Annotated in this window: 19 protein-coding genes and 1 pseudogene; 4 read left to right on the top strand and 16 right to left on the bottom strand. The window is 70.9% G+C overall.

The annotated features are described in order from the left end of the window. Positions 1 to 73 precede the first annotated feature (73 nt). The 8 genes from ABT129_RS28890 to ABT129_RS28855 form a co-directional block, all read right to left on the bottom strand. Positions 74 to 1003 (bottom strand): SMP-30/gluconolactonase/LRE family protein, encoded by a 930-nt coding sequence (locus tag ABT129_RS28890; RefSeq protein ID WP_351907521.1) that lies wholly within the window; start codon positions 1001 to 1003, stop codon positions 74 to 76. Beyond that, the gene (locus ABT129_RS28885; protein WP_351907441.1) at positions 1000 to 1827 is read right to left on the bottom strand and encodes an IclR family transcriptional regulator; all 828 of its coding nucleotides are present in this window, start codon (positions 1825 to 1827) and stop codon (positions 1000 to 1002) included. Before ABT129_RS28885 ends, ABT129_RS28890 begins: the two co-directional genes overlap by 4 nt. A 215-nt stretch (positions 1828 to 2042) precedes the next feature. Next, positions 2043 to 3353, bottom strand: coding sequence for an ABC transporter substrate-binding protein (locus ABT129_RS28880; RefSeq protein WP_351907439.1), 1311 nt, complete (start codon positions 3351 to 3353; stop codon positions 2043 to 2045). 70 nt (positions 3354 to 3423) lie between these two features. Next, positions 3424 to 4317, bottom strand: coding sequence for a carbohydrate ABC transporter permease (locus ABT129_RS28875; protein WP_351907437.1), 894 nt, complete (start codon positions 4315 to 4317; stop codon positions 3424 to 3426). Then, a complete protein-coding gene (locus ABT129_RS28870) occupies positions 4314 to 5249 on the bottom strand; it encodes a carbohydrate ABC transporter permease (RefSeq protein WP_351907435.1) in 936 nt (311 codons plus the stop codon). Before ABT129_RS28870 ends, ABT129_RS28875 begins: the two co-directional genes overlap by 4 nt. Before the next feature lie 359 nt (positions 5250 to 5608). After that, positions 5609 to 7189 carry a glycoside hydrolase family 16 protein gene (locus ABT129_RS28865; RefSeq protein ID WP_351907433.1) on the bottom strand — a complete coding sequence of 527 codons (1581 nt, stop codon included), beginning with the start codon at positions 7187 to 7189 and terminating at the stop codon, positions 5609 to 5611. A gap of 397 nt (positions 7190 to 7586) precedes the next feature. Further along, on the bottom strand, positions 7587 to 10445 hold the full coding sequence (locus tag ABT129_RS28860; RefSeq protein WP_351907431.1) for a helix-turn-helix transcriptional regulator: 2859 nt from the start codon (positions 10443 to 10445) through the stop codon (positions 7587 to 7589). A gap of 138 nt (positions 10446 to 10583) precedes the next feature. After that, positions 10584 to 11192, bottom strand: coding sequence for an O-methyltransferase (locus tag ABT129_RS28855; protein ID WP_351907429.1), 609 nt, complete (start codon positions 11190 to 11192; stop codon positions 10584 to 10586). An 83-nt stretch (positions 11193 to 11275) separates the two neighbouring features. On the opposite strand from ABT129_RS28855, the gene ABT129_RS28850 reads away from it, so the two are divergent. After that, entirely contained in the window at positions 11276 to 11716 is a 441-nt protein-coding gene (locus ABT129_RS28850; protein WP_351907427.1) for a MerR family transcriptional regulator, read from the top strand. On the opposite strand, the gene ABT129_RS28845 is transcribed toward ABT129_RS28850, so the two are convergent. Beyond that, complete coding sequence (locus tag ABT129_RS28845; protein WP_351907425.1) at positions 11713 to 12096, bottom strand: hypothetical protein; 384 nt, start codon at positions 12094 to 12096, stop codon at positions 11713 to 11715. The genes ABT129_RS28850 and ABT129_RS28845 overlap by 4 nt on opposite strands. Positions 12097 to 12619: 523 nt before the next feature. Beyond that, the gene (locus ABT129_RS28840) at positions 12620 to 13534 is read right to left on the bottom strand and encodes a MerR family transcriptional regulator (RefSeq protein WP_351907423.1); all 915 of its coding nucleotides are present in this window, start codon (positions 13532 to 13534) and stop codon (positions 12620 to 12622) included. 93 nt (positions 13535 to 13627) lie between these two features. Here ABT129_RS28840 and ABT129_RS28835 point away from each other — a divergent pair, with 93 nt between their 5' ends. After that, a complete protein-coding gene (locus ABT129_RS28835) occupies positions 13628 to 15388 on the top strand; it encodes an alpha/beta hydrolase (protein ID WP_351907421.1) in 1761 nt (586 codons plus the stop codon). 185 nt (positions 15389 to 15573) lie between these two features. Here the strand turns inward: ABT129_RS28835 and ABT129_RS28830 are convergent. Both ABT129_RS28830 and ABT129_RS28825 read right to left on the bottom strand, forming a co-directional pair. Then, positions 15574 to 16466 (bottom strand): annotated as a pseudogene (locus ABT129_RS28830) (IS5 family transposase). Positions 16467 to 16536: 70 nt separating this feature from the next. Then, on the bottom strand, positions 16537 to 17397 hold the full coding sequence (locus tag ABT129_RS28825) for a S1 RNA-binding domain-containing protein (RefSeq protein WP_351907419.1): 861 nt from the start codon (positions 17395 to 17397) through the stop codon (positions 16537 to 16539). A 150-nt stretch (positions 17398 to 17547) separates the two neighbouring features. Between ABT129_RS28825 and ABT129_RS38110 the strand changes: the two genes are divergently transcribed. Together ABT129_RS38110 and ABT129_RS28815 are read left to right on the top strand one after the other, a co-directional pair. Continuing rightward, positions 17548 to 18825 (top strand): serine/threonine-protein kinase, encoded by a 1278-nt coding sequence (locus ABT129_RS38110; protein ID WP_502981947.1) that lies wholly within the window; start codon positions 17548 to 17550, stop codon positions 18823 to 18825. Beyond that, positions 18732 to 19673 carry an outer membrane protein assembly factor BamB family protein gene (locus tag ABT129_RS28815; RefSeq protein ID WP_502981950.1) on the top strand — a complete coding sequence of 314 codons (942 nt, stop codon included), beginning with the start codon at positions 18732 to 18734 and terminating at the stop codon, positions 19671 to 19673. Before ABT129_RS38110 ends, ABT129_RS28815 begins: the two co-directional genes overlap by 94 nt. A 504-nt stretch (positions 19674 to 20177) precedes the next feature. Here ABT129_RS28815 and ABT129_RS28810 read toward each other — a convergent pair. From ABT129_RS28810 to ABT129_RS28795, 4 genes are all read right to left on the bottom strand, one after another. After that, complete coding sequence (locus ABT129_RS28810; protein ID WP_351907415.1) at positions 20178 to 20507, bottom strand: hypothetical protein; 330 nt, start codon at positions 20505 to 20507, stop codon at positions 20178 to 20180. Between the two features lie 371 nt (positions 20508 to 20878). Beyond that, a complete protein-coding gene (locus tag ABT129_RS28805; RefSeq protein ID WP_351907413.1) occupies positions 20879 to 22759 on the bottom strand; it encodes a serine/threonine-protein kinase in 1881 nt (626 codons plus the stop codon). A 251-nt stretch (positions 22760 to 23010) separates the two neighbouring features. Continuing rightward, a complete protein-coding gene (locus tag ABT129_RS28800) occupies positions 23011 to 23715 on the bottom strand; it encodes a class F sortase (RefSeq protein WP_351907411.1) in 705 nt (234 codons plus the stop codon). 109 nt (positions 23716 to 23824) lie between these two features. Next, the gene (locus ABT129_RS28795) at positions 23825 to 24439 is read right to left on the bottom strand and encodes a hypothetical protein (protein WP_351907409.1); all 615 of its coding nucleotides are present in this window, start codon (positions 24437 to 24439) and stop codon (positions 23825 to 23827) included. Positions 24440 to 25468 lie beyond the last annotated feature (1029 nt).

The raw sequence follows: 25468 nt of genomic DNA, 5'->3' as shown, positions 1-25468 counted from the left end.
CGGGGCGGCCACTCCGGCGTCGGCCCGGACTCGTCGTACCGGGGGTGTGGCCCGGGGCGGGCGCGCCGGGTCCTCAGCTCGTGCCGCCGCGGTCCGGGGGAACAGCCGGGCCGTGGGGTCCGTCGGGGGCGAGCGCCGCCCGGCGCGCCGCGGGGCCGCCGACACCGACGTCCACGGCGTAGGTCCATCCGGAGGCTTCCTCGCCCTCGACCCGCGCGGTCGTCACCACGAGCCGGGTCCCCACCAGGGCACAGGCCGTCGGCCGGGAGCACGGGAAGGGGATCCGGTCCCGCTCGGCGCCTTCGGCGTCGAACCGTACGACGGCCGCGCCGTCCCACAGGGCCACCCACACCCCGCCCTCGTCGTCGACGGTCAGACCGTCCGGGACACCGCCCGCGACCTCCAGCGCGGGGCCGTCCGGAATCAGCCCGCCCCGTCCGTCCTGCCGCAGGCGGTGGACGACCCGGTGGCCACTGTCGACCACGTAGGCCCGGGAGCCGTCCGGGCTCCAGCCGATTCCGTTGGACGCGAGCAGGCCGTCGTGGAGCACGGCGGCGGTGGGAGGTGTCCGGCCCGCGTCCACCGCGTGGAGCCTGCCCCAGGGACGCAGCGGCTTCACGGCGGACATCGAGCCGATCCAGAACCGGCCGTCCGGGGCGACGGCCCCGTCGTTGAGGTGGGCGCGTCCTTCGTCGGGTTCCAGCCCGAGGACCGGTACGGGGTCGGTGCCGGGGCGCCAGCGGAGGACAGCGGCTCCGTGACCGAGGAGCCAGTCCTCGCCCTCCCCCGCGCGTACGGCGCAGCCGAGGTTTCCGGGGAGCCCGAGGAGCAGGCGTGGGGCGGCGAGCAGGTCTCCGGGGGGAGCGTCCGGGCGTACGCCGGCCAGCCAGAGGCGTCCGGAGGTGATGTCGACCCAGCTCAGAGTCGCGCTGGCGGCGTCCAGGCGGGGGCCTTCGCCGAGGCCGGTCCGGGGGGCGGCCGTGCGGACCGGCTGGGCGTTCAGCGGGCTGTCTCCTTCGGAGCGGTCGTGGTGCGCCGGGCGGGGGCCCTGGTGACGGTGAAGCCGAGGGCGACGGAGATCTCGTCGGCCGTTTCGATGACGGTGAGGGCCAGTTCCTCCTGACGGCCCTGGAGACCGAGTTCCGACAGCGGGCCGCTCATGGACAGGGCCGCGACGACGCGGCCGGAGCGACCCCGGATGGGTGCGGCGATACAGGCCCGGCCGAAGGCGAGCTCCTCGACCTCCGTGGCGTACCCGCGGTTGCGGATCTCCTGGAGGGCCCGTTCCATGGTTGCCGCGTCGACGATCGTGTGGGGGGTGTAGGCGTCGACGAGGCCCTTGGTGAAGTAGTCGCGGACGTAGTCATCGCCCAGCTCGGCGAGGATCGCCTTGCCCATGCCGGTCGCGTGCAGGGGGGCGGTCCGGCCGGCCATGGTGAACGACTTGGGGGACTTCGCGCCCTCGAAGTTGGCCAGGTAGAAGAGGCGGTCGTCGCGGAGTTCCGCGAGGTTCACCCCGAGGCCCGTGGTCTGGGAAAGGTTCTGCGCGCTCTGGCGGGAGGCCCGGTAGAGGGGGTTGCTGTTGAGCGCGATGGAGCCGAGGGTCACGGCCATCGGTCCGAGGCGGTAGAGGCCCGTGCGCTCGTCCTGTTCGAGGAAGCCCTGCCGGTCCAGGGAGGAGACCATGCGGGAGACTGTGGACTGGACGAGGCCGGTCCGCGCGCAGAGTTCGGAGATCCGCAGTTCGCTGTGCTCGTCCGTGAAGCAGACCAGCAGGGACATGGCTCGCTCGACGGCCTGGGTGCCGCCCCCGGATTCCACCGACATGGTTCTCCTCGTCCGACGCGACCCGCCGCCACGCCTCTATTCATCCACAGAATGGAACTCTATTTCATATGATGACTGAGAGTACCGTAGAGCGTGGGAGCCACCAACCGGTTCCAGGCCATCGGCACGCGAACGTCCGCCATCCTGCCCGACTTCGGTCCGTACACGTGCAGGAGGCCCGTTCCGTCCCGGGCGGGACGGAACGGGCCTCGGGCCTACTTCTCCTGGTCGAGGACGTCCTGGACCTTCTTCCGGAGGGTATTGAGGCCGCTCTGCACGCCGGTCTGGCCGGCGAGGATCTCGGCCACCCCCTCGCCGATCGCGGTGTCGATCTGGGTGACGGAGGCGAGCCGGTCCCAGACGGCCGCTTGGGAGTGGTCGGCGACCGCGGTGCGGAAGGCGCTCTGGAAGGCGTCCTGGGCCAGTCCGGGCACCCGGGAGGAGACCCGGGCGTCGGCAGGGGCCAGCGCCGACCCCTCGTACAGCGCGGTCGCGGTCCTGACGTCGCCCGCGACGAAGGTGATGAAGTCCTTGCTCGTGACCTCGCCCTTGCCCTTGCTGCAGAACAGGCCGCTGCCCCAGAACCGGTTGGCGGACGGCAGGCTCCCGGACGCCGGCCGCCGGAAGGGGCGGATCGCGGCGGCCAGCTCGGCGGCGCCGCCGTTGGTGCGGACGAACTTGTGGGCGAGGGGCGCGTCGTCGTAGAGGACGGCCTGTCCGCGCGCGAACAGGATCCGGGCGTCGGCGCGGGCGACCCCCGACTTGGTCAGACCGGCCTTCTGCAGTTCCAGGTACCAGGTGACGGCCGCGACGCTGGCCGCGTCGCCGAGGGTGCACCGGCGGTCGGCGGTGACGATCTCGCTGCCCCGGCCCCAGATCCAGTGGACGGCGTCCTTGAGGTCGGGGTTCTTGGTGACCGCCGCGTACGGGATCAGCTTCTTGTCCTGCTTCTTGATGCGTTCGAGGGCGGCGGCGAAGTCCTCCACACTGCCGCCGCCGGTGAATCCCACCTCGGAGGTGATCCGGCTGTCGCCGACCAGGCCGATGCCGGAGGCGTTCAGCGGCAGGAAGTAGAGCTTGCCGTCGATCCGGAGCGAGTCGATGATCCGGTTCGGCAGCTGCATCCGGGCCGCCTCCGGCGACAGGTCGGCCAGGATGCCCGTGGGGACGAGGACCTGCCAGGGGCCGGCCTGGCCGACGCCGCCGAAGTCCCCCGATCTCGCCGCGAGGGCGAGCTGGGTGGCGGCCTGGTCGTAGGGGTAGACGACCGGCTTCACGGACTTGCCGCTCTTGGCCTGCCAGGCGTCGATGGCCCCCTGCCACGCCGCCTTCTGGGATTCCTCGCCCAGCACGTTGCCGTAGAACTTGATCGTGTCGATCTCGGCGGGACCGGCCTGGGCGGCACCCGAGGGGGCCGGGGTCGAGCAGCCGGAGACACCGAGGGCGCCCGCGACGCCGAGGGCCCCGAAGCCCGCGAGGAATCCCCGGCGGGACAGCGGCCGGGAGGGGGACTGGTGGTGCGACATGTCGGCTCCTGTACGAAGGGAGAGCACCTGCCGGGACAGGTGGAGGAGGTGGGACCGGTGGAGGGCCGGGTCAGCCCTTGACGGCGCCGGCGGCGAGGCCGGAGACGAAGTACCGCTGGAGGATCACGAAGAGCACCACCAGCGGCAGGGAGGTGACCACGGAGGAGGCCATGAGCGCGGGCCAGTCGGCCGCACCCTCGTGGATGAAGGCGGTCGTCATGCCCACCGGCAGGGTCTGCCGGTCGGGCCCCGCGAGGGTCAGCGCGAAGAGCAGATCGCTCCAGCCGCGCATGAAGGCGAACATCCCGGCGGTGACGAGCCCCGGTGCCACGAGCGGGAAGACGATGCGGAACAGCGTGCCGAGGTTCGAGAGCCCGTCGACCCGGGCCGCCTCGATGAGTTCGTCCGGCAGCCCGTCGATGATGCCCTTCAGCAGGAACGCCGACAGCGGCAGGGTGAAGGTGGTGAACGCGAGGATGACGGCCGTGTAGGTGTGCAGCAGTCCGGCCGAGCTGAACATCACGTACAGCGTCACGAGGAGGAGGGCGCCGGGCAGCAGCTGTCCGAGGAGGAACATCACCATGATGGCGTTGCGTCCCCGGTAGCGGAACTTCGACAGGGAGTAGGCCATGAGCCCGGAGACCACGACGGACAGCACGGCGGTGCCGGCGGAGACGACGACGGAGTTCCACAGGCTCCGCAGCAGGGTGGTGTCGTCGAAGAAGGCCCGGAAGTTGTCCAGGGTGGGACGGACCGGGAACAGCGGCCGGTCGGCGGCGAAGACGTCCTCGCGGGGCATGAAGGCCGTGGCGAACAGCCAGTACACCGGCAGCAGGCCGAACAGCGCGAGGAGGGTGAGTCCGGTGCCGCCGGCCCAGCCCAGCCGGGGATGGGTGATGGCCTCGCCGACATGGCGGCCGCCGCCCTTCGTCCGTACCGGGGTGGCGGGGGTGGCGGCGCTCATGTGCGGGACTCCAGCTTCTTGTCGAGCAGGAAGTACGCGCCGCACACCACGGACAGGGAGATCAGCCACAGGACTCCCATGGCGGCGGCGCGGCCGAGGGAGAACTCCGTGAAGGCGTAGTGGTAGAGGCTCACTGCGAGGGTCATCGTCGAGGTGCCGGGGCCGCCACCGGTCATGACGAAGATCATGTCGAACGAGCCGAAGTTGTAGATGAACTCCAGCATCGCGACCAGGGCGAGCGGTCCGAGCAGATGGGGCAGGGAGACGTGGCGGAAACGCTGCGCGCGGGTGGCTCCGTCGAGGGCCGCCGCCTCCAGCTGCTCGCGCGGCAGGGTCTGCAGGACCGCGAGGATCACCACCATCACCCACGGGAAGGTGTTCCAGGTCTTGGCCACCACGACCGCGGCCATCGCGGTCAGGGGCTGCCCGAGGACGTCGACGGTGGGCAGGTCCAGCCGGGTCAGCAGGTCGTTCACGACGCCGTAGCTGTCGTTGAAGATCCAGGCCCAGAGGAAGGAGACGACGACGCCGGGGAGCAGCCAGGGAAGCATGAGCAGGCCGCGCAGCGCGCCCCGGCCGGGGAGCCGGGAGTTGAGGAGGATCGCCAGGGCCAGCCCGACGAGGACGGGGAAGAGCGTGGCGAGGACGGAGAAGACCAGCGTGTTGACGAGCCGGTCGGTGAACACGGGCCAGACGTCGGTGTAGTTGTCCAGGCCGACGAACGCGCGGTCCGCCCGGACGAGCGACTGGTCGTAGAAGCTGGTCCACACTCCCGCGAGGAGCGGGTACACGGCGACCACGAGGAAGAGGGCGACCGCCGGCGCGGCGAGCATGAACCCGAACCTGCTGTCACGGGCGCCCAGCGGGCTGCGGGCCGGTCGGGCGGGCGGTGCCGGGGCGGGAGTCCGGGTGGAGGGAGGCTCGATGGTCACCGCCACGTCGGCTCCTTGGGTACGGGGGTCCGGTGGGACCGGTCGGGGGCGGGGTGGTGTGGGTGCATGGGCAGGCTCGGTTCCTGAGGGTTCGTGCGGGAGGCCGGCACTTCGGGCGCTGAGGCCTTGCGGCCTTCGGGCCCTTGGGGTCTGGGGTTTCTTGGGCTCTTGGGCCCTGCGGCGCTGGGACCCCGGGGCTTTCGGGTCCTTGGGCTCTGGAGCTTTCGGGCCCTGGGGCTCTGGGGCTTTCGGGCCCTGGGGCTCTGGGGCTTTCGGGCCCTGGGGCTCTGGAGCTCTGGAGCTTTCGGCGAGGGTGCCGGGGAAGGTCCGGCGGCTTCCCCGGCACCTCGCGGCGGAGCTCAGCCGAGGGCGGTGACCTTGACCCCGGCTGCGGTGAACAGCTGCTTGTAGCCCTTCAGTCCGGCGCGCCCGGTGCCGAAGACGAAGTCCTGCTTCGTGACCTTCTTGACGCCGTTGACGTAGCCGGTCAGCGTGTTGTCCTCGATGACCAGCTTGAGCGCGTACGGCGTGCCGGGCGTCGAGGCCAGTGGAGCGGTGGCCAGGACGGTGGAGACCCCGCCCACCTTCCTCGCCAGGGCCACGTGCTGCTTGGCCGGGTCGAGCTGCAGGTAGTAGTAGTTCTGGGCGTCCTTGGCCCGGCCGAGGAGGCCGGCTCCCTGGCCGGGAGCGTCGAGTGTGACGGTGGCCTCGACGCTGACGTTGGTCCAGTCCGGCGCGTAGCCGAGGTCGTTGGGCAGCGGCGGGTCGGTCACCGGCTGGCCCAGGATCCGGATCGCGTCACCGGTGGCCGAGGTGCTGCGCAGGGCGCTCGTGCCGCCCTGCGTCGTGGTCGTCCACTGGGAGCCGGGGTTCTTCCACCAGTCGGCGGCGTGCTGGGCGAAGTCCGCCGTCACGGAGGGCACCGCCTGGGGCAGGGTGGGCGGGGTGTTCTCGTCGGTGTAGGGCGGCGGGACCTGGCCGTCGGGGGCGTAGTAGGCGACCTTGTCGACCTCGAAGGTGCCGAAGTGGTGGCCGACGGGCACGTCGTCCCCGATGTAGTCCGTCGTGGTGAGGATCGAGGTGATCCAGATCGACATCGGCGAGTTGTACTTCGCCGCCTCGTACGCGGAGGTCGCGGGCAGCGGGTCCTTGATGGGGTTGGGCATGGTCTTCACGGGCTTGCCGTCGAGCACCCAGGTCAGCTCCGTGGGCGTGTAGTGGAGGCCGTAGCGGTGCTGCTCGTCCCAGGTGGACTTGCCGTTGCTCTTCTTCCAGGAGAAGCGGTCGAACTTGGTGTTCCGGATGTCGGTGCCCGAGGTGTTGTTGTTCCAGGTGATCAGGCCGCCGTCGAGCTTGGTGCTGCCGCTGCCGTTGTCGCAGGCCTTCGTCGACTGGACCTCGAAGATGTCCAGTTCGGTGAAGGGCCGTTCGTATACGGGCCGGGCCTCCGCGCCGTCCCATATCTGGGTCCAGAAGGCGGGGTGCCAGCCGGGCGTCAGGTGGGGGATGGTCGCGGTGATCTCGTAGTAGCCGTAGCCGAACCGCTCCTTGGAGGAGATGCCTCCGCCCCGGAACCCGTCCTTGTCCTTGGAGGCGCTCACCCGCTTCATGTCCACACGGAGCTTGCCGTCGGCGACCGAGACGTTGGAGTCGTTGGACCAGCTGGACTTGCGGACGTTCCACTTGGCCGGGTCGAGGGAGGACCCGGAGAACTCGTCGACGAACACCGGTTCCAGGCAGGACAGCGGATACGTGGGTTCGGCGCCGTCCCCGGGGGCGGGGCACGCGCCCGCCGGCGGTTCCTGGACGGTGGCGGGGGCGGCCTGGTCCGCCCGGGCACTGGCCGAGCCGACCCCGGCCAGGAGACTCCCCACGGACGCGACGCCGACGGCTCCCGCGAGCAGACGACGACGCAGGACATGGACACTTCGCACTGACATGTTGCGGCCCTTCCGAAGCAGCAGTGGATGCCCTCGTATCGTGGCTTTGTCATCCATGTAACGCAAGAGTCATTCAGAATATGTTTCCGCGATCCGTTGCGATGGATCCGCCTCACCCGCCCGAGACAGGCGACTCCGCGGCGCCGTTCGCCGAATATCGCACCCGGGTTCCGGCATGCGGGTGCGTCAAATGACCCTTCATCGCCGCTGATCAGGACATAAGGACCCTAAGTTAGGGGGGTGGGTAAGGGGCCCGTGGGGAGTCGCAGCCGCCACGGCGAGGCAGAATGGGGGCGTCGGTCCGTCGGCGCGCACGGAGGACGCACTCCGGGAGCGTGACCGACAGAAGGAAAGACGAGAATGGACTCATCATGTGGATGTAGCATCCAGCCACGGTTCAGCGGGCGAGCGCTCCGGCGAGCTCGGCTCGCTTCGTGATGCCGAGCTTGCGGTAGATCCGTGAGAGATGGACCTCGACGGTCTTCGGAGCGATGAAGAGCTGGTGCGCGATGGTCCGGTTGGTGCCGCCGAGGGCGGCCAGCTCGGCCACCCGGCGTTCGCTCGGGGTCAGGGACTCCCGCCCGGTCAGCGCGGCGCGCCGGGGCCGGGCGCCCGCGGCCCGCATGGCGGCGCGCACATCCTCCGCGAGCGGTACGGCGCCGCACCGGTCGGCGATGTCCAGGGCGATCCGCAGCCGGACACGGGCCTCCTGCGGCCGGCCGACCGCACACAGCGCCGTGCCCAGGTCGGCCAGTGCGGCCGCGTATTCGAGGCGGGCCACGGAACCCTCCAGGACCTCGGCCGCCTCCCTCAGCAACTCCACGGAACGCTCCGGCACGGGAGCGAGCGCGGCCAGCCCCCTGAGCGCCCGGCCCACGGGAGCCGGAGCACCCCAGCAGCGCGCGAGGTCCAGCTCACGAGCGGCCAACTCCCGGGCCCGCGCGGTGTCGCCCGCCGCGTGGAGCGCGGCCGCCGCGGTGATGCGCCACTGGACGACCGCCGGGTTCCGGATGCCCGCCGCCTCCGTCGCCCGGCCCACGGACAGGGCGGCGTCGGCGAGCCGATCCGCCGCTTCGCCCCGCGCGAGCGCCAGCCGGATCCGGGGGACGCCGAAGGTGTGCGCCGGCCCCTCGAAGCCCGAGTCGCCGGCGGAGCCCAGCACGTTCCGCGCCTCGTCCGTACGCCCCTGCTGGAGCAGCGCGTCGGCGAGTGCCGCCCGCAGCACGGGGGCCAGCAGGGGCGCACGCGCGATCCCGCGCTCGAAGAGGAGCGCGGCCCCCAGCCCCTCCCGGGCGTCGGCCTCCGCCTCGGCCAGATCGCCCGTGAGGATCCAGCCTCGGGCGCGCACGGCACAGGCCGTGGCCAGCATGCGGAGCGAGCCGCGTCTGCGCGCGTAGTCCATGAGCTCGTCGAGCTGGGCCATGGCCGACCGGTCCTCGCCGATGAGCAGGACGGCCAGGGCGAGGGCCAGCGCCGTGAGGGTGTGCTCGGAGGGTTCGAGGAGCCCGCTGGACAGGGCCCGGTGGGCGCGCTCAACGGCGTCGCGACGGCCCGTCATGGCGTCCTGGTACGCCAGGGCGCAGTCCAGCAGGCGGGCCCCTTGGCCCTCGGCCTCGGCCAGGACGCGCAGCGGGGCCAGCCGCTCCGGGAGCGTGGCCCGGCCGGAGCGGGTCGCGAAGGCGGTGAACAGGATCGTCGCGGAGACCCGGGCCCGCAGGTCGTCGGCCTGTCCGGTGGTGCCCGGCTCGATCTCGGCCGCCGCCCGTTCCAGCGCGGCGAGCGCCTCGGCGGAGGGCTGCACGTAGGTGGCGGCCTCGCCCAGCAGGGCGCCGATCCTGGCGCGCTCGACCGGTGTGGCGGCCAGCCGGCGGGCGCTGTGGAGGTAGCCGGCGGTGGCCGCGACGTCGAAGGCCAGCGAGACGCTCGCCAGCTCCAGCAGGACCGCCATCCGGTCGGCGGCGGGGGGTGGTTCTTCCAGACAGCGGTGCAGACAGGCGGCGGCCTCGGCGGGCGCGCCGATGGCCGAGGCGCGGGCGGCGGCGCGGCGGAGCAGCGCGGCCGTCTGCGGATCGCCCGCCGGTGGGGTGTGCAGGAGGTGCCCCGCGACGCGGGACAGGTCGGCGTCGCCGCCGCGGGCCTCGATGAGCCGGGCGGCCTCCCGGTGCATCCTCGCCCGTCCGGCGACGGACACCGCCCCGTACACGGCCGACCTGATCAAGGGGTGCACGAACCGCACACGGCGCACGCCGGTCGTGGGCTCGCCGTCGCAGACGATCTCGGGGAATCCGAGCTCGTCGAGCGCGCGCAGGACGGCGTCCGTGCCGACGCCCGCGAGGACCGCGGCGTCGGAGAGCGTGGCGTCGTCGCCGAGGAGGGCGATGGCACCGGCGACCTGCGCGGATTCCCTGCTCATGGCGGCCCGGCGGCGTGCGACGAGTCGGGCGACGGCATGCGGTCCCAGGCTCTCCACGCTCGGCGCGTGCGCCTCGTCCGGAGGGAGTCGGTGTTCGACCACCGCGCGGGCCAGCTCGCGAAGGAGGAGCGGGTTGCCCCGGGTGGCCCGGTGGCACGCCTCGGTGAACGCGGGATGGGCGGAACCCCCGATGTCCCGGTCCAGCAGGGCCGACGTGCCCGCGAGTGCGAGGGGGCGGGGCCGCAGGACGGTGAACGCCGGATCGGTGGCGAGCCGGTTCAGGAGCGGATCGGCGCCGGGCACATGGGGACGGACCGCCGCGACCACGGAGACGTTGACGTCGCCGAGCCGCGGCAGGAGGAAGGCGAGGAAGCGCAGCGACGGCGGATCGGCCCACTGCAGGTCGTCCACGAGGATCAGCAGGGACCCGCGCTCGGCGGCGTTGACCGCCAGCCACCACAGACCGTTCAGGGCGGCGTAGTCGCCGACCTCGGTGCCGGCCGTGTCCGTGTACCGCTCGATCACCGCCGCGGCGGGGGCGGCGGGTCCGGCGAGCAGTGCGGCGCGGGTCGCCGTGTCGGCGCCGGCGAGCAGGGGTCCGAACAACTGCCTGACCACACCGAAGGCGTACGAGGCCTCCAGTTCGCCGGCGCGCGCGGTGAGCACCCGTACACCCCGCTCCCCCGCCGCCGACCGAGCCTCTCCCAGCAGGGCGGTCTTCCCGATTCCGGCCACCCCTTCGAGCAGGAGGGCTCCGCTGCGGCCGCCCTCGAGTCGCTCCACGAGCCCGGAGAGCGCAGCCGCCTCCCGCTCGCGTTCGACAAGGAGGGGTCTGGCGCTCACGGCCGTCATTCTCTCCCCGCTGGTGGGAGCTCCGCAAAGGGGTTCGACCGTCGTCCCGGGCCGCGAGCGGAGGACGGCGGTGGCGTCACCGGGACGGGCGGCCGACCGGTCAGGCGGGACGCGCCGTGCGCCGCTGCCTCAGCTCTGCCGGACGCACCAGGCCGTCTCGCCGAGGGGGCACGTGCGCCAGTGGACCGGGTCGGCGAGGTGGTCGGTCACCTCGGCGGGCGGGCCGAGGACGAGGTTGCCCACGAGGAGCGTCCCGCCGACGCGCAGCAGGCGGCCGAGGGCGTGGACGAGCGGGAGGGTGGGGGTGAAGCCGTCGAAGAGCGCGAGGTCGTAGGCCCCGGCCTCCAGGGTGGGCAGGATCTGCTCGGCTCGCCCGGGCAGTACCTCGATCCGTGCGCCGCAGTCGTACCGGTCCGTCTCGCCGCGCGCGAGGCGTACGTGGTCGGGATCCGCCTCGATCGTGTCGACCCGGGCTCCGGGCACGGCGTGCGCCATCGACAGGGCCGTGTAGCCGAGGGCGGTGCCGACCTCGACGATCCTGCGGGCTCCCACCGCCGCCGCGACGGTGGCCGGGAGCGCGCCGTCGGCGTAGGCGTAGGCTCCGCAGCGGTGGCGTCTGCGGTGGAGGCGGGTGGCGCGTTGGACGTCGGCGAAGGGGTCGGGCACCGTCAGCGGTTCGCGGACCGCCGCGTAGGCGGTGACCGCGACCCCTCGTACGCGGTTCCATCTGCTGGCCATGCGGTGTCTCCGGTCCGTCGGGAGCGGGCTGTGTACCCGTACGGTGGCACTTGAAGCGGACTTCAAGTCAAGGAGGGTGTGTCATGGGCAGCGGCCAGGGGCAGGAGGTGCTCGACATCGGCGAGGTGGCCCGCATCACCGGGGTCAGCGCCTCCGCCCTTCGCTACTACGAGCGTCTGGGGCTGGTCACTCCGGCGGGACGGAACGGGCTGCGGCGTACGTACCCGCCCGAGGCCCTCGACCGGATCGCGCTGATCCTCAACGCCAGGACGAGCGGGTTCTCCCTGTCCGAACTCGCCGCGCTGTGCGCGGCGTCCGGGGACGAGGTACGGGCATCCCTGGCCGGCAAGGCCGAGGAACTCGATCGTCGCATCGAGGAGTTGCGGACCGCGCGGGCGCGGATCGAGCACGCTCTGACCTGTCGTCATCACTCCCCTCTGGACTGCCCCGACTTCCGCGGAGCGCTGCGGAAGGCCCTGCCCGACCCCATGTCGTCGCCCTCGGCCTCCTCTGGTCGGGGCTAGGCCAGGCCGTCGGGGTCGACCGTCTTGAGCCACAGGTCCACCAGGGGGATGCCGGTCCGGCCTTCGGCCCAGGCCCCACCGGTATTCGACGGTGAAGGTGTCCGGCGATCCGGGAGGGGCCGCGAGCTCTTGGCAGGTCGCCAGCGCTCCCCGTCAGTGCGTACGAGGCGCCCGGGCGCGTCGACGCGGTAGGCCTCCGGGACCAGGACCGCGCCGTTTACGTCGAGGCTGGTGACGTCGTACACGGGGCCGGGCAGCGCGACCTCGCACAGCTGGCCGCAGGAGCAGCCTGAAGTGCAGCCGCAGACGCTCGCGTTGTGCCACAGGCCGTCCGGCAGGGGGTGCGTGGTGAACATGTCGTCGTTGGCGGGGACGAACACCTCGCTGACGTCGGGGTGCCGGCAGGTCGTGCGGACCGCGAGGGTCGTGTTCTGGTACTTCGTTCCTGTCTGCTCAGTCGGGAGGTGCCCGGCGTCGGCGGCCCAGCGGGGCCGGTGGCCGCCGAGTCACACCCGGCGGTGCGGCCTGCGGGCCGCCCAGGAGCGGAGCGCGTAACGCAGCTGCTCGTGGGCGGCCCCTCCCGCACCGGAACGACGATGTGCGGCGCGTAGTCCGCGCCGGGGAGCGGCGGCGCGATCGTCGTCTCGATCGTCCGCCGATGGCCGGCGGGCCCGAGCGGGGTGAGGAGCGGGCCGGCGGCACCGGCGGCGTTCTTCGCCATCACGTCCCAGGGACCGACCCTCCAGGCGCCGCCCGCGCGGGTGGAGCCGGTGAGGGTGAGGGCGGCGGCCTCGTTCCGACATCCAGGTTGCCGAGCATTCCGCCGGTGACCCACGGCATGAGGAAGTACGGCCACGCGCCGTCCGCGCTTCCGCCGGGGGCGGCGCAGGGCATGCGAGGGGACTACGCGGCCGCGTCGGACCGCAGCGCCGCGAGCAGCCAGTCGTGGGCCGCCCCGGGGGTGACGACCGATGGCCCCATGAGGTCGCCGGCCAGCTCCCAGTAGCGGTCGATCCGCGGGTCTGCGGCCAGCACCGGGCCGAGCCTTCGCCGGAAGTCCGGCGTGTCCCGTACTCCTCCGGCCCCGGCGTACGCCGCGACGAAGCAGTCCAACGCGTCCCCGGGGCCGGGGAGGGCGCCATGCCGGAGGGGGACGGCGGCCAGCGCGTACGCCTCGCGGAGTCCGGCGTACAGGACCTCCGGGCGTCCTGGGCCGCGGTGGGCGGCGGGCTGTCCGCGGTCGTGGTCTCGGGGGCCGCAGGGGCTCGCGACCAGCGCGTGCAGTCGGGCGAAGGCCAGCACCTTCGCGGGGGTCGGCTCGGCGGGCACCTCGGGGACGGCCTGTCCGAGGATGTCGGACACCAGTCGGCCGGGCATCCGCGGCGGCAGCCAGCGTCGCCAGAACCGCGCCACCGCGTCCGTGCCGGGCATGGGCCCCATGGCGCCGACGAGCCGCAGTCGCTCCGCCCGCTCCTCGGCCGGGGCGTCCCGTAGCAGCGTGAGCGCCACTTCACGCCAGCGAAGGCCCGTCAACTCGGCTTTCACTCGACTGAGTTGGCCGTCGATGACGTCCTCCAGCGAGTGCTTGGCGTCCAGCGCCCGTGCGACGGCCGGCACCGGGAGGTCGAGGGTTCGCAGCGACCGGATCGTCTGTAGCCGCTCCAGGGCCTCGGGGCCGTACCGACGATGCCCGCCGCCGCTGCGGCCGGCCTCCGGGAGCAGGCCCTCGTCCGAGTAGAAGCGCACGGTCTTGACCGTGACGCCCGCGCGCTCGGCGAGTTCCCCGATGCTCCACAGGCCGTGGGATTCCGGCGACACCACTTGAACCTCCCGCTGGGGGAGTTCCTACCGTACTCGCGAGCCCGGATGGCCCTGGCGGCCGCTCCGGGAGCTTCGCGGAGGGAGACAGGAATGACGGTGTTCGTGCTGGTGGCGGGCGTCCACACCGGCGGGTGGGTGTGGGAGGGGACGGCGGCCCGACTGCGGGCGGCGGGCGCGGAGGCGCACTCGGTGACGCTGACGGGTCTGGAGCCGGGTGACGGGGGCGCGTCCGGGGCAGCGGCCGAGCGGGTCTTGGCGCGGGGGCGATGCGAGGAAGCGGGGCAGGTGAACCGGTCTGCCTGCGCGCCCGCGCGACCGGGGGAACCTCCGCGTGCGGCGACGACCCCGACGGGTCCGCAGCGCCCGACCGGCGCCGGGCCGGCTGCGCGGACGAACCAGCCGACGGCCGACCGCTCAGGGCCCCTGGAGCCGCGTGACACCGCGCGTACGTCGTCACCGGACATCGACCTGGAGACCCATGTCGCGGATGTGGTTCGGCTGATCGACGAGCTGGACGCCCCGGACCTCGTCCTCGTCGGGCACGGGTACGGCGTGCTGCCCGTGTCTGGCGCGGCGGACCGCCGCCCGGACCGGGTCGCCCGTCTGGTGCTGCTGGACACAGCCCCGCCCCGCGTCGGCGAATCCGCGCTCGCCCTGATCACCAACCCGGTGCTCCGCGCGGAGGCGGTACACCTGGCCGGGGAGCCCGACGGGGACGACCGGCACCCGCCCGGCTGGGTGATCCCCCCGCCGGACCGCGACGCCTGGCAGCGTCACGGGAGCACCGACGGCGTGCCGGACGATGCCATGGAACAGCTGACGCTGCGGGCCGTCCCTCACCCGGCCGCGACACTCGTGCGGCCGCTCCACCTCGCCGGTGCCGCGGCTGGGCTGCCGACGACCGGCGTGTTGTGCACGGCGAACGGGACGAGTATCGCGCTGATCGAGAACATGGTGCGGCTAGGGGATCCGCGACTGAGCGCGCTGGCCCGCCCCGAGGTGGGTTTCCTCGAACTGGACACCGGGCACTGGCCGATGCTGTCCGCGCCCGACGAGCTGGCCCGGACGCTGCTGCGGGCGGCGGCCGATGAGGGGCGGCGGATAAGCCCGCCGGACGGTGAACTCCCGCCACATCTCGGCCCGTTCGTGCTGGACCTACCGGTCCGGCCGCGCGAGCGGATCGGGCGGGTGGACCTGCATCTGCCCGACACGGACCACCCGCGTCCCGCGGTGATCATCGTCCACGGCGGCCCCGTACCGGACACCGCGGACCCGACGCCCCGCGACTGGCCAGCCTACCTCGGCTACGCCCGCCTAGCGGCGAGTCTGGGCGCGGTCGGCGCGACGGTCGACCACCGGCTGCACGGGCTCGACGACTACCCGCGCGCGGCGGCAGACGTGGCCGCGGCGGTGGAGACCGTACGGACGCATCCGTGCGTCGACGGTGACCGGATCGCACTGTGGTACTTCTCCGGCGGCGGGCTGCTCGCCGCCGATCCGCTGGGGGCGCCGCCTCGGTGGCTGCGCTGCGTGGCAGCGACGTATCCGGTGCTCGCGCCGCTGCCCAGCTGGGGGCTGGGCGAGAGCCGGTTTCAGCCCGCGGCCGCGGTGCGGGCGGCGGGGCGGCTGCCGATCGTTCTGACCCGGGTGGGCCGGGAGCTGCCGGAGATCGCGGCGACGGTCGCGGAGTTCCTGACGGCCGCGACCGCGTGCGGGGCGGACGTCGAGATCGTCGACGTGCCGAACGGGCAGCACGGGTTCGAGACCGTGGACCACATCGAGGAGGCGCGCGTCGGTGTACGGCGCGCGATGAGCGCGGTGCTGGGGCACCTGGGCGTAACAGGTCCATGACACCCCGAAAACTGCGGGCCGCCGGCCACCGCGGGTCAGCTCGACCTACAACAGCGCGGACCGGCTCAATCCTCTGCACACTGACGGGCAGCCACCGCAGGTTAGCGAGTTTCGAGTGGCCGGTGCCGAAGTCGTGGAGGGCGATGCCGACGCTCATGTCCGCCAGCTAGGACTTGTCCGGCCGATCATGTGCGGAGCCAGATGGCGACGGTCGCCGCAGTGGCGGTGTCGAGGAAGACGTAACCACGCTTGTCGTAGCGAGTGTCGACCGCCCGGAACTGTTTCATGCGGTTGATCGCCCGCTCGACGGTGTTGCGCTTCTTGTAGCGGTCCTCGTCGAAGCCGGGCGGCCGTCCACCGCGTGTGCCTTTGCGCAGGCGGGCGGCCTGGCTGTCACTCTTCTCCGGAATCGTATGGAGGCTGCCGCGCCGTCGCACATACCCGCGGACGGGGCCGTTGCTGTAGGCCCTGTCGGCCGCAAGGCTGTCGGGCTTCTTGCGTGGTCGTCCCCGGGCCGGTCCGGGGACTCGGATCTTCTCCAGCACCGCGATGAGCTGAATACAGTCGGCTCGCTGACCTGGTGTGACGATGAGGGACAGCGGACGGCAGCGGCCGTCCGCGCTCAGGTGGAGCTTGCTGGTGAACCCGCCGCGCGAGCGGCCCAGGCCCTCGCCTCCAGCACCACCTCCACCAGGCGGGCGTGCAGACTCTGCCACGGCGCTTCGTCCTGATGTTCTGGCTCCTCGGCCCCCTTTGAGCCGGGCGTCGGCGGTGGGTCGGTGCGAGCGCCCGCCGCATGCTGATGCGCCCGCACGATGGTGGAGTCGACCGAGATGTTTCAGTCGATCTCGCCTGCGGCGTCGGCCGCGGCCTGGACCTGCTGGAGGAGACGTTCCCAGGTGCCGTCGGCCGACCACAGGCGGTGGCGTTCGTAGACGGTCTTCCACGGTCCGAACCGTTCGGGCAGGTCACGCCACTGCACTCCGGTCCGCACCCGGTGAAGGATCCCGTCGATCACCTGTCGGTGATTCCGCCACCTGCCGCAACGCCCATTGCTGACCGGCAGGAATGCCTGCAGACGTTCTCACTCGGCATCACTCAGATCACCCCGCCCCATGCTCCATTCAACGGCTGGAGCACGCTGGCCGTCACCTGGCCGGCACGACACCTTCGCGCCGGGCGTCCTTCGGCCTGGACAGACGGATTCGGCGGGTCGGCAGGTCGATTTCCGTGACGATGACGATGATCTCCTCTCCTGCCTCAAAGTCTTCCAGCGGACTCACCGCGGGCCGACCGTCGATCTCTTTGGAAGGGATCAGCCCGACGATCCCGTCTCCGAGCTCGACGAAGACACCGATGGAAACTGTCTCCTCCACTGTCCCGCGGAGTTCCTGACCCACCGGCGTACAGTCGGCGAAAGCCCGCAGGGGGTCGGGCTCCAGCGCCTTCAAGGACAGTCTGGCCTCCGCGTTGTAGGTGTCGAACTGGAGGAACTCGCACGAGACACGCTGCCCCACCTGAACGACATCGGTGGGAGCGTCGATGTGCCGCCAGGACAGTTCAGGGATGACGATGAACCCGACACCGGGGAAGAGGGGATGGGCAGGGCCGTCGTCCAGGGCCACGAAGACCCCGAACCGTTCGATCGCCGCGACGGTGCCGGACAGGATGTCGCCGTCGTTCAGGGACTCCAGGAACGCCCAGAGTTCCGGGCTCTCAGACTGCCAATCCATACCGACACCATGGCACACGACATCGCGAGCCGACCATGACCTCGACAGACTGAAGCCCCGCCGTGCCCCAGCAACCGGGACCATGATCGGCCGGACAAGTCCTAGTTGGCCTTCCGGGATGACGATGCGGCCGACGGCTTCGATGAGGGTTGCCTGGTCGACGAGTTCGCGGGTGCGGGCTGCGATGAGCGGTCGGTGGCGGAAGTGGCGGCGGTGGCCGCCCTCCGAGCGCAGGGGGGTGATGAGGCGGGCTCTGTGTTCGAAGGGGGCTGCCATCCCCGCAGCCCCGTTGGCAGCCGCCAGGAAGCCACCCCGTCCCGCAGGGGTACGCCGGGATCGCGGAAGGCTATGCGTCGCCGACGCCCGCCTCGTACAGTCGATCGACCGGTGCGGATGTCGGAGGGGGCACCTGTGTCAAGTCGTGTGTTGTCCGGACGTTACCTGCTGGGGAACCGGATCGGGGCAGGCGGGATGGGCGTGGTGTGGCGTGCCCAGGATCTCGTGTTGCACCGTGAGGTCGCGGTCAAGACGGTCTCAGGGCCCGGTGTCACACCGGAGGCAGCTGTCCGGTTGGAGCGTGAGGCACGGGCGGCGGCTGGTCTGTCCACCAGCCCGCACGTCGTCACGGTCCACGACTTCGGGCGGGACGGCGAGACGCTGTTCATCGTGATGGAGCTGGCACCCGGCCGCACGCTGGACCGCGTCCTCGTGGCCGACGGCCCGCCGGCACCGGCCCGGGCGGTGGACTGGGCCCGCCAGGTGTGCGTGGCACTGGAGGCCGCACACGAGCGCGGGATCATCCGCCGTGACATCAAGCCCGCGAACGTCATCCTGACGCCCGACGGGACGGTCAAGGTCCTCGACTTCGGCATCGCCTGGTTCCACCCGGCCCTGGGTCTTGACCAGCTCAGCCAAGCCGGAGGCGTCCTGGGAAGCGCACCGTGGATGTCGCCGGAACAAGCGCGCGGGACCCCGGTCGGGCCCGCGTCCGACCTGTACTCCTTGGGCTGCCTGTTACACCACCTTCTCACCGGACAGCCCCCCTTCTCCGACCGGGACGCCCTCTCCCAAGTCGTCTCGCACGTGACCGAGGTGCCTGAACCGCCCTCCCGCACCTGCCCCGGGCTACCCACGGAAGTCGACACCCTGGTCGCCGACCTTCTGGCCAAGTCCCCCGATCATCGCCCCACGTCAGCGGCCGAGACCGCAGCCCGCCTCGGCGCGATCGCCGAACTACTGGGCGCTGCGGCAACCGCAGGCCGCGCCCGGCCTCGCGCTCCATCCCAGCGTTCCACCGAGCGACCGGTCAGCCGTCGTACCCTCCTGATCGGCATAGGGGTCGTCGTGACGGGAGGGACGAGCGCGGTGGTGGTCCCCAAAGTGCTGGACTTCCCTGAAGGCGGATCGGGGCAGGGCCTCGTCAAGACGAAGTGGAGGGTGCCAGGGGGGTTCCACTCGTTCGGCCAGGTCGGATCCGTAGTGCTGACTGCGGGGCCGGAGGAACCTGCGTTCCGAGCCTGGGACGCTCATACCGGGAAGAGTTGTGGCAGCTGCCCGAGAAGGCGGAGTTCGTCCCCGGATCCCTCACCTTCTCCCAGGACTCGCTTCTCATCCGCCGCTCATTCGAAACGGCTCAGTGTCTCGACGCACGGACAGGCAAGATCCGCTGGACCCACCGCCGGCAGCCGCAGAACAACGAGGTGACCACCGGCGGGTACGCGGTCTTCGTGGACGGCGCCCTGTTCACCGCCTTCGGAGCCTGGGTGTACCGGCTGGATCCACGGACAGGAACGGAGATCTGGTCCCGTCGGATGAACAGCAACCTCGGCACGGTCCCCGGCCTGGACCATCAAGGCGGACTGCTCTTCGCCAAGGACTGGAAACAATGGTGGACGGCCATCGACCCGGCCACCGGGGAACCTCGCTGGACGGTCCGGCCCGCCGATCCCGATCCCAGCAGCCCCGTGCAATTCGCCGGCGCGGCCAACGGCAAGGTCTACATGAAGAGCGACAAGGAACTTCGCGTCATCAACGCCACGGACGGCAGCGTCCTCGCACCCTTGAAAGCGAACGGCCAGATCCTCGCCGAGCACGACATCGCTTTCGGCACGAACTCGGCAGCAGAACGAACCGCCTGGTCGCTCACGGACGGCCGACCACTGTGGAGCCTGCCCGGCATCATCACGGACCTCGCCACAACCGGCACGACTGTCCTGCTGGCGAAATCCGCCCCCGCCAACGGCGTCGTCGCGGCCAACCTCCGCACCGGATCGGTCCTGTGGGAGGCGGACGACCTCGTCTTCATGGGCGGCCAGCCGGACGACAGCGAGAAGCAACCCTGGCTCTTCCACCGAAGAAGCGACCCCGCCCACTTGGTCCGGCTCGACCCGGCCACCGGGAAGCGGAGCAGCATCGGCACCTTCCCCCAGAGCCTGATGTCAGCTGCGTGGTTCGCCGGAACCTTGTACGCCACCTGCGGCGACACCGTCAAAGCCGCGTCCGTGGAGAACCTGAACCTCTACGCGACTGACGCTCCGAGTCTCCTGCCGTGAGAACTGCGAGCGCCCGCGCCGCCCTCATGACAACAGCACGAGCGTGATGACGGCAGCTCGTCAGCCGAGGAGTACCCCCGTCGTAGGCGGCACGGAGGCGGCGGTGGATCGGGACGAGGCAGCGGCAGATCCGCAGAGGAAGTCCACGGCCTGGCGCGGGGCCGTCCTCACCGCCACGGAACGCGAAGGCGCGGGCCATGACGTGTACGAAGCCGGGTGGGTCACCAGGCTGTCCGGCGGTGAGCACGGAGACCGCGCAGGCCACGATCGACGCGCAAGACGCCGCGCGGACGGCGGCGAACGCCTCTCAGGCACGCGCCCGGCTCCGCTCCCCCGGCCAGTTGCTCACAGAGCGCCAGGGCGAACGGCCGCCCCAGTCGCTCGGTGCCGTCCGGCAAGCCAACCTCCCCGGCCGCCTCCATACGCACAGTTTCACCGAGCTCGTAGCAGGGTTCCGCGTGCCTGCCCCCCCCGACGTACCGCATCGCGAAGCCAAAAACCGAGCTACAGGGGAACGTCTGATCGCACGAGGCGGACCCGAGCGGCTGGTATGCGGTCGGGCAGGTAGACGAATCCGTTGCCGTTGTCGAGGAGCATTCCCTCATCGATGCCGTCCACGGACCAGATATCAAGCGGTCCACCGGTGTTGTTGATCTGAAGGAAGAACCCTGCTTCCTCTTCGCCGCGACAGACGAAGATCCCCTCCACCTCGGGGCGGCGGCTGCCGGCGATTCCCCGTGCGGCGCCCATCCGGGTCCAATCCAGGCCATGCTGTTCGATCGACTGCCGATTGAGCACGGACGAAACGTGGAAGAGGTTCGAGGTATCAAGCACTCCAGGAGTATAGGAGGCGTCGAGGCTTCCTCCTCAGGTGACCGCGGTGCGGTCGATGGGCATCAGAGTTCCGCCCAGGACCACGAACGCCTTCGTGCGGCAACCGCCTCGCTCTGCTGGAGGGTGGGGGCGAGGGCGGGCAGGACGTACACGGCCTCGGAATCCTCCACCGCGGCATTCGGGACGCGCACATCCGGCAACGACCCCATCGAGTCAGGGTCGAAAAGGCGCTTCACGTCATCCCACAGCAGAGCAGCCACCTCGCCATGCTGCCCGGCTCGCCGACGCGACGCACCCCGTTTCCCTTGACCAAAGACAAAGGGGCACCGCCCGCTCTCGCCATCTGCTCCGCTCGAAGTCACCAGCACTGTCTATGCCCCGGTGCGGGTGAAGATGTAGGGCACGCCCCGCTTGGTGAGGATCCGTAGACGGTCCTTTCCCGCGGGACGGATGTCGAACGTACTGTGACCATGGCAGATACCCATGTCCGGTGGGGTGACCTGCGGCACCGCGCCAAAGACTCGGTCCCGGGTAGCCACAGTGACGATGGCCGACACGTAGCAGTCTCTGGGCATTTCACCCGCGGAGAACACGATCTCCGCTCCAGTCTTGAGACTGACGATTTCGAGACGCATCGACGGGGTGGTGTCCGAAGTCGACCATTTTCCCACATACGCACGCTGGATCCCTTCGTCCGGATCTGCCGAGACATCCTTGCGTAGAAGGGCGGTTGAGTTTCCGGCGCGCCACTTCAGTACGCCATCCGTGAGCGTGAGCGTCTGGGTGTCAGGGGAGCAAGACGGGCCCCCCTCATCGGTCGGATAGAGGTTCTTGTGCATCACGACGGCGCGATGGCCTGTGACGCCCATGTCGTGGACGGTTCCCAGGCAGACCCGTTCGGGGTACTGCAAAATAAAGTCCGCGCTGTGCCCTGTCGACGGGGCACCCTCTTGGATCGTGAAGCTGACGAACCGGATCCCGTCCTTCCTCGTATTGTCCGTGACCTCACCCGACCAGGAACCCACGAAGTCGCTGCTGTTCAGGGCGGAGGGTGTGACCGGGGCTGTCTGTCCCGGATTCTTGTCGCCATCCCCTGCCTTGCCTTCCTTGTCCAGCAGCGGAGTGAGTGTCACCCCCGCGCCGGCGAGAACGAGCAGTCCTGCGGCAAGAGCGAGCCTCCTCTGCCAGCCCTTCCGCTTCGGTAAGTGGCGACGTCGGTCCTCGGGTGTCCTCCCGTCGCTCGGCTCCAATCGCGGTCCAGTCTCCGGCTCCCTGTCCGGTTCCGCGCCTTCATGCGCCTCGGTCCCCGCCTGCCCTTGCGGCACCGGCGTAGCAGCCGCTGCGGGGATGTCCTGATTCAAAAGACGGTCCGCCTGGGAACCGAGTCGGGTGAGCAGTTCGGCAGGAAGCCAGGGAGGTCGGACATCGGTGGAGTACAGCGCGGACTGAGCGGCGATCTCGTCCGTCGTGGGTCTGTGCCGAGGGTCCTTGTGCAGACAGTCCCGCACCAGTTCCAGCAACCCGGAGGGAAGACCTGTAAGGTCTGCCTCCTCCTCGGCGGTGCGGAACATCAGCGCATGAGCCCCGCTGTCCAGGGCGCCGAACGGAGTTCGGCCGGTGGAGGCGTAGTGGAGGACCACGCCCAGGCAGAAGACGTCCGAGGCCGGGGTGAGGCGCCGCTCACCTCGGACTTGCTCCGGCGACATGAAGCCCGGCGATCCGATCACGGCACCGGTCCGCGTAAGGAAGCCGTCGACGGGCGTCTCAAGGGCGCGGGCGATGCCGAAGTCGATGACACGTGGCCCGTCGGGGGTGAGCAGAATGTTGGACGGCTTCACATCGCGGTGGACCAGGCCAGCCCCGTGGATGTCGCTCAGGGCCCGGGCAAGTCCGTTGGCGAGAGCGAGGACGGACGCCACTGGCAACGGCCCGTACTCGCGCGACACCACGGTATGCAGGTCGGGCCCCAGGATGTAGCCGGTAGCCACCCAGGGCGTCGGCCCCGCGGTATCGGCGTCGAGGACAGGGGCGGTCCAGTTCCCCCCGACCCTGCGCGCGGACTCTACTTCCTGGGCGAATCGGCGCCGAAACTCAGGACTGTGCGCGAAGCCGTCGTGCACCACCTTGATGGCCACGGTTCGTCCGCCCTCGGAACGACCGAGGTACACCCGTCCCATGCCACCGGCACCGAGACGGCCGATCAACCAGTACGGCCCGATGCGTGGGGGATCCTCAGGCGACAGCATGTCCACGACATGACACTAGGCCACCCATCATCGGAAGTCAGCTGATCGACGCCATGCCGCCGCCAGGCCGACTCCTCGCCCGCGTTACCCCCGTGTCCTGAAGCGTGATTCACCGCGCCCGCCGCACGACGCGCCCAGGGGGCCGGGGGCGTTGTCGCGCCCGCAGCACTAGAACCAACCCGAAGCGGACATCACGCCGACGGTTGGTCGCGAACCCGGTCGTGTCTGCCGCTCGACGGGTGGCCTTCAGGGGTGGGTCAGTCGGCGGGCTGCAGGTGAGCGAAGACGACGAGGTTCTCTGTGTAGTCCTTGGCCGTTCGGTCGTAGGTTCCCGCGCAGGTGATGAGCCTGACCAGTGCGTCGGGGGTGTCGTCGTAGACCCGCTCGTCGGGGAAGTCGTCCTTGTGGAACTTCTCCACCGAGTCGATGACGAAGGCGGCTGAGCTGCCGTCGCTGCGCTTGACCTCGAAGCGGTCGCCGGCGTCGAGTTCGCCGAGCCGGGCGAAGACGGCTGGGGCGGTGGCGGTGTCGAGGTGTCCCGCGATGAGTGCGGTCCCCCGCTCTCCCGGGGAGATGCCGGAGGCGTGCCAGCCGACCAGATTGGTGTCATCGGCGGGTGGAGGGTTCAGCGCGCCGGAAGGGCCGATCTCCAAGCCGGTGAACGGCGCGTCCACCCCGATCTTGGGAATCCTCAGACGAATGGGGGCCGACCTCGGCATCGCCAGACCGTCCAGCGGGGCGGCGGCACTCGCGGATCCATCCGGTGAGGGAAGCCTTGCGTGGTCCGGTGCGGCTGCCGCAGCAGCTTCGGAGGAGGCCCCGCGCGCGGGCGCCGTATCCAGCATCGGGCGGCCGAAGACAAGTAGGAGTGCCGCCAGGACCATGGTCCAGAACACGGCAGGGACGAGCCATCGCGCTCGGCGCCGAGACGCCACCCGGCTGACGGGGTCCGGTCGGGTCATCACCAGAGATACCTTCACATTCGGGGCGGCGGAACCAGGATCAGCAAGGCACAAGAAATGAGCCAGTTGCGGGGCCCCTCCAGAAGGCGGCCCCGCAACTGGCACACGGTCACGCCGAGGTGCCGGCGGCCTTCCTGCGGCGGTAGAGCACAGCCGCGGCCAGGCCGCCCGCGAGCACCATGGCGCCGGTCGCGTTCATGCCGCCGCCCGTGAGGCCGCCACCGCCGGTGTGCATGCCGCCCTTGGGCTTCTCATGCTTGGAGCCCTCGCCGGACTCCTTGTCCTTGTCCTTGTCCTTGGACCACTCGTCGGCGTTGACGAGGGACAGGGCGCCGGCGCCGGTGTGCATGCCGCCCTTCGGCTTGTCGTAGTCCTTCTCGTGCTTGTCGCTCTTGTCGTGCTCCTTGGACCACTCGTCGCCGCTCGCGACGGACAGGGCACCCGAGCCGGTGTGCATACCACCGTGCGGCTTGTCGTGCTCCTTCTTACCGTGGTCCTTCTTGTCGTGGTCCTTCTTGTCGTGCTCGTCCTCGGCGCTGACGAGGGACAGGGCACCGGCGCCGGTGTGGACGCCGCCCTTCGGCTTGTGGTGCTCACGCTCCTGACTGTGGGACGAGTCGTCCTTGTCCCAGTCTCCGGCGGTGTTCGCGTAGGCGCCGGGTGCGGCGAGCGCCAGGGTGCCGGCGGCGGCTGTCGCGGCGAAAAGAATGCGGGCAGAGCGCATCGATGGACTTCCCTTCGTCTGCTGCGCCAGCTGACTGTCTGTCGGCTTCTCATGCGCAGCGACATGGCCCACCGTCAGCCGGTGCCTGACGGGCCGCCACTTGAGCGGGGGCATACGGGCCTAGGGCGGCAACGTGACATCGGCATCACCTCCGTCGGCTGAGGGTCCGAGCGCAGAGCCCCTCGCGGCTGCCCGCAGCGCTGCTGAGAACTGTTGCTGCTGGTAGGTGCCCATCCGCTGTGTGTGATTCTCCGCGTTGCCCTTCAGCGGGAACCGAAGTCAAGCCTGTGGCGCGGTTCACCCTTGAGGGTGACGCGTGTTACGCGGACCCAACCGTGCGGCGGGTGTGCCGGAGGGCCTGACGTGACCTCAGTGAGGTCCGTAGAGCAGTCGCCCCATGGGTGGCATTGCATCGAGTGACATGGCGGGGCAAAGGGCTCCGGCTCCTTTCGGTGAGTGTCCGGGACGGAAGGAGCCGGCGAGTCCGGCAGACCGATCACGCTCCGCCTGACGGCGGGAGTCTGTGGCTTGAACAGGAGGGGACGGGCTGAGGGGGGGGAGAACGAGAGACCGTTCTCCCCCTTCGTAACTCCGTCCCAGCATCGCCCTAGCTGTGCGGCCGTGCCTCCACCGTCCGTTCGATCACCCCTGCGGACAGCACGTGCGACGCCGCCAGGGCCCAGCATCCCCATCCCGTTCGTTGGGTCCGATGGCTGATCCGGGTCCGGCCGGAGATGACCGTGACGGGCTGGGCGACCGGGTGATCGGGCCGAAGGAGTGACCGGCGTTGCTTTGCTGGTCCGTATGGCTGTCCTGGAGAGCAGTAGCGCCTCCGGCGTGTTCGTGTCGTGGGGTGACGCCGGTATCCGGCCGGTTTCCAGCCCACCAAGGAGAACACCCCATGCGTATACCCCTGCTCGCTCCCGTCGTCGCGGCCACGGTGCTGAGCCCGCTCGCCCTCGCCACCACAGCGGCTGCCACGCCGGGACAGCCCGCCGTGAGCAAGGCTGCCGTGGCAGGTGACGCTCA

The organism is Streptomyces sp. NPDC002057, assembly GCF_040296665.1.
In the GTDB taxonomy this organism is placed as follows: Bacteria; Actinomycetota; Actinomycetes; order Streptomycetales; family Streptomycetaceae; genus Streptomyces.
Note: the sequence above shows the minus strand (reverse complement) of the source record. Positions and strands in the feature narration are given on the sequence as shown.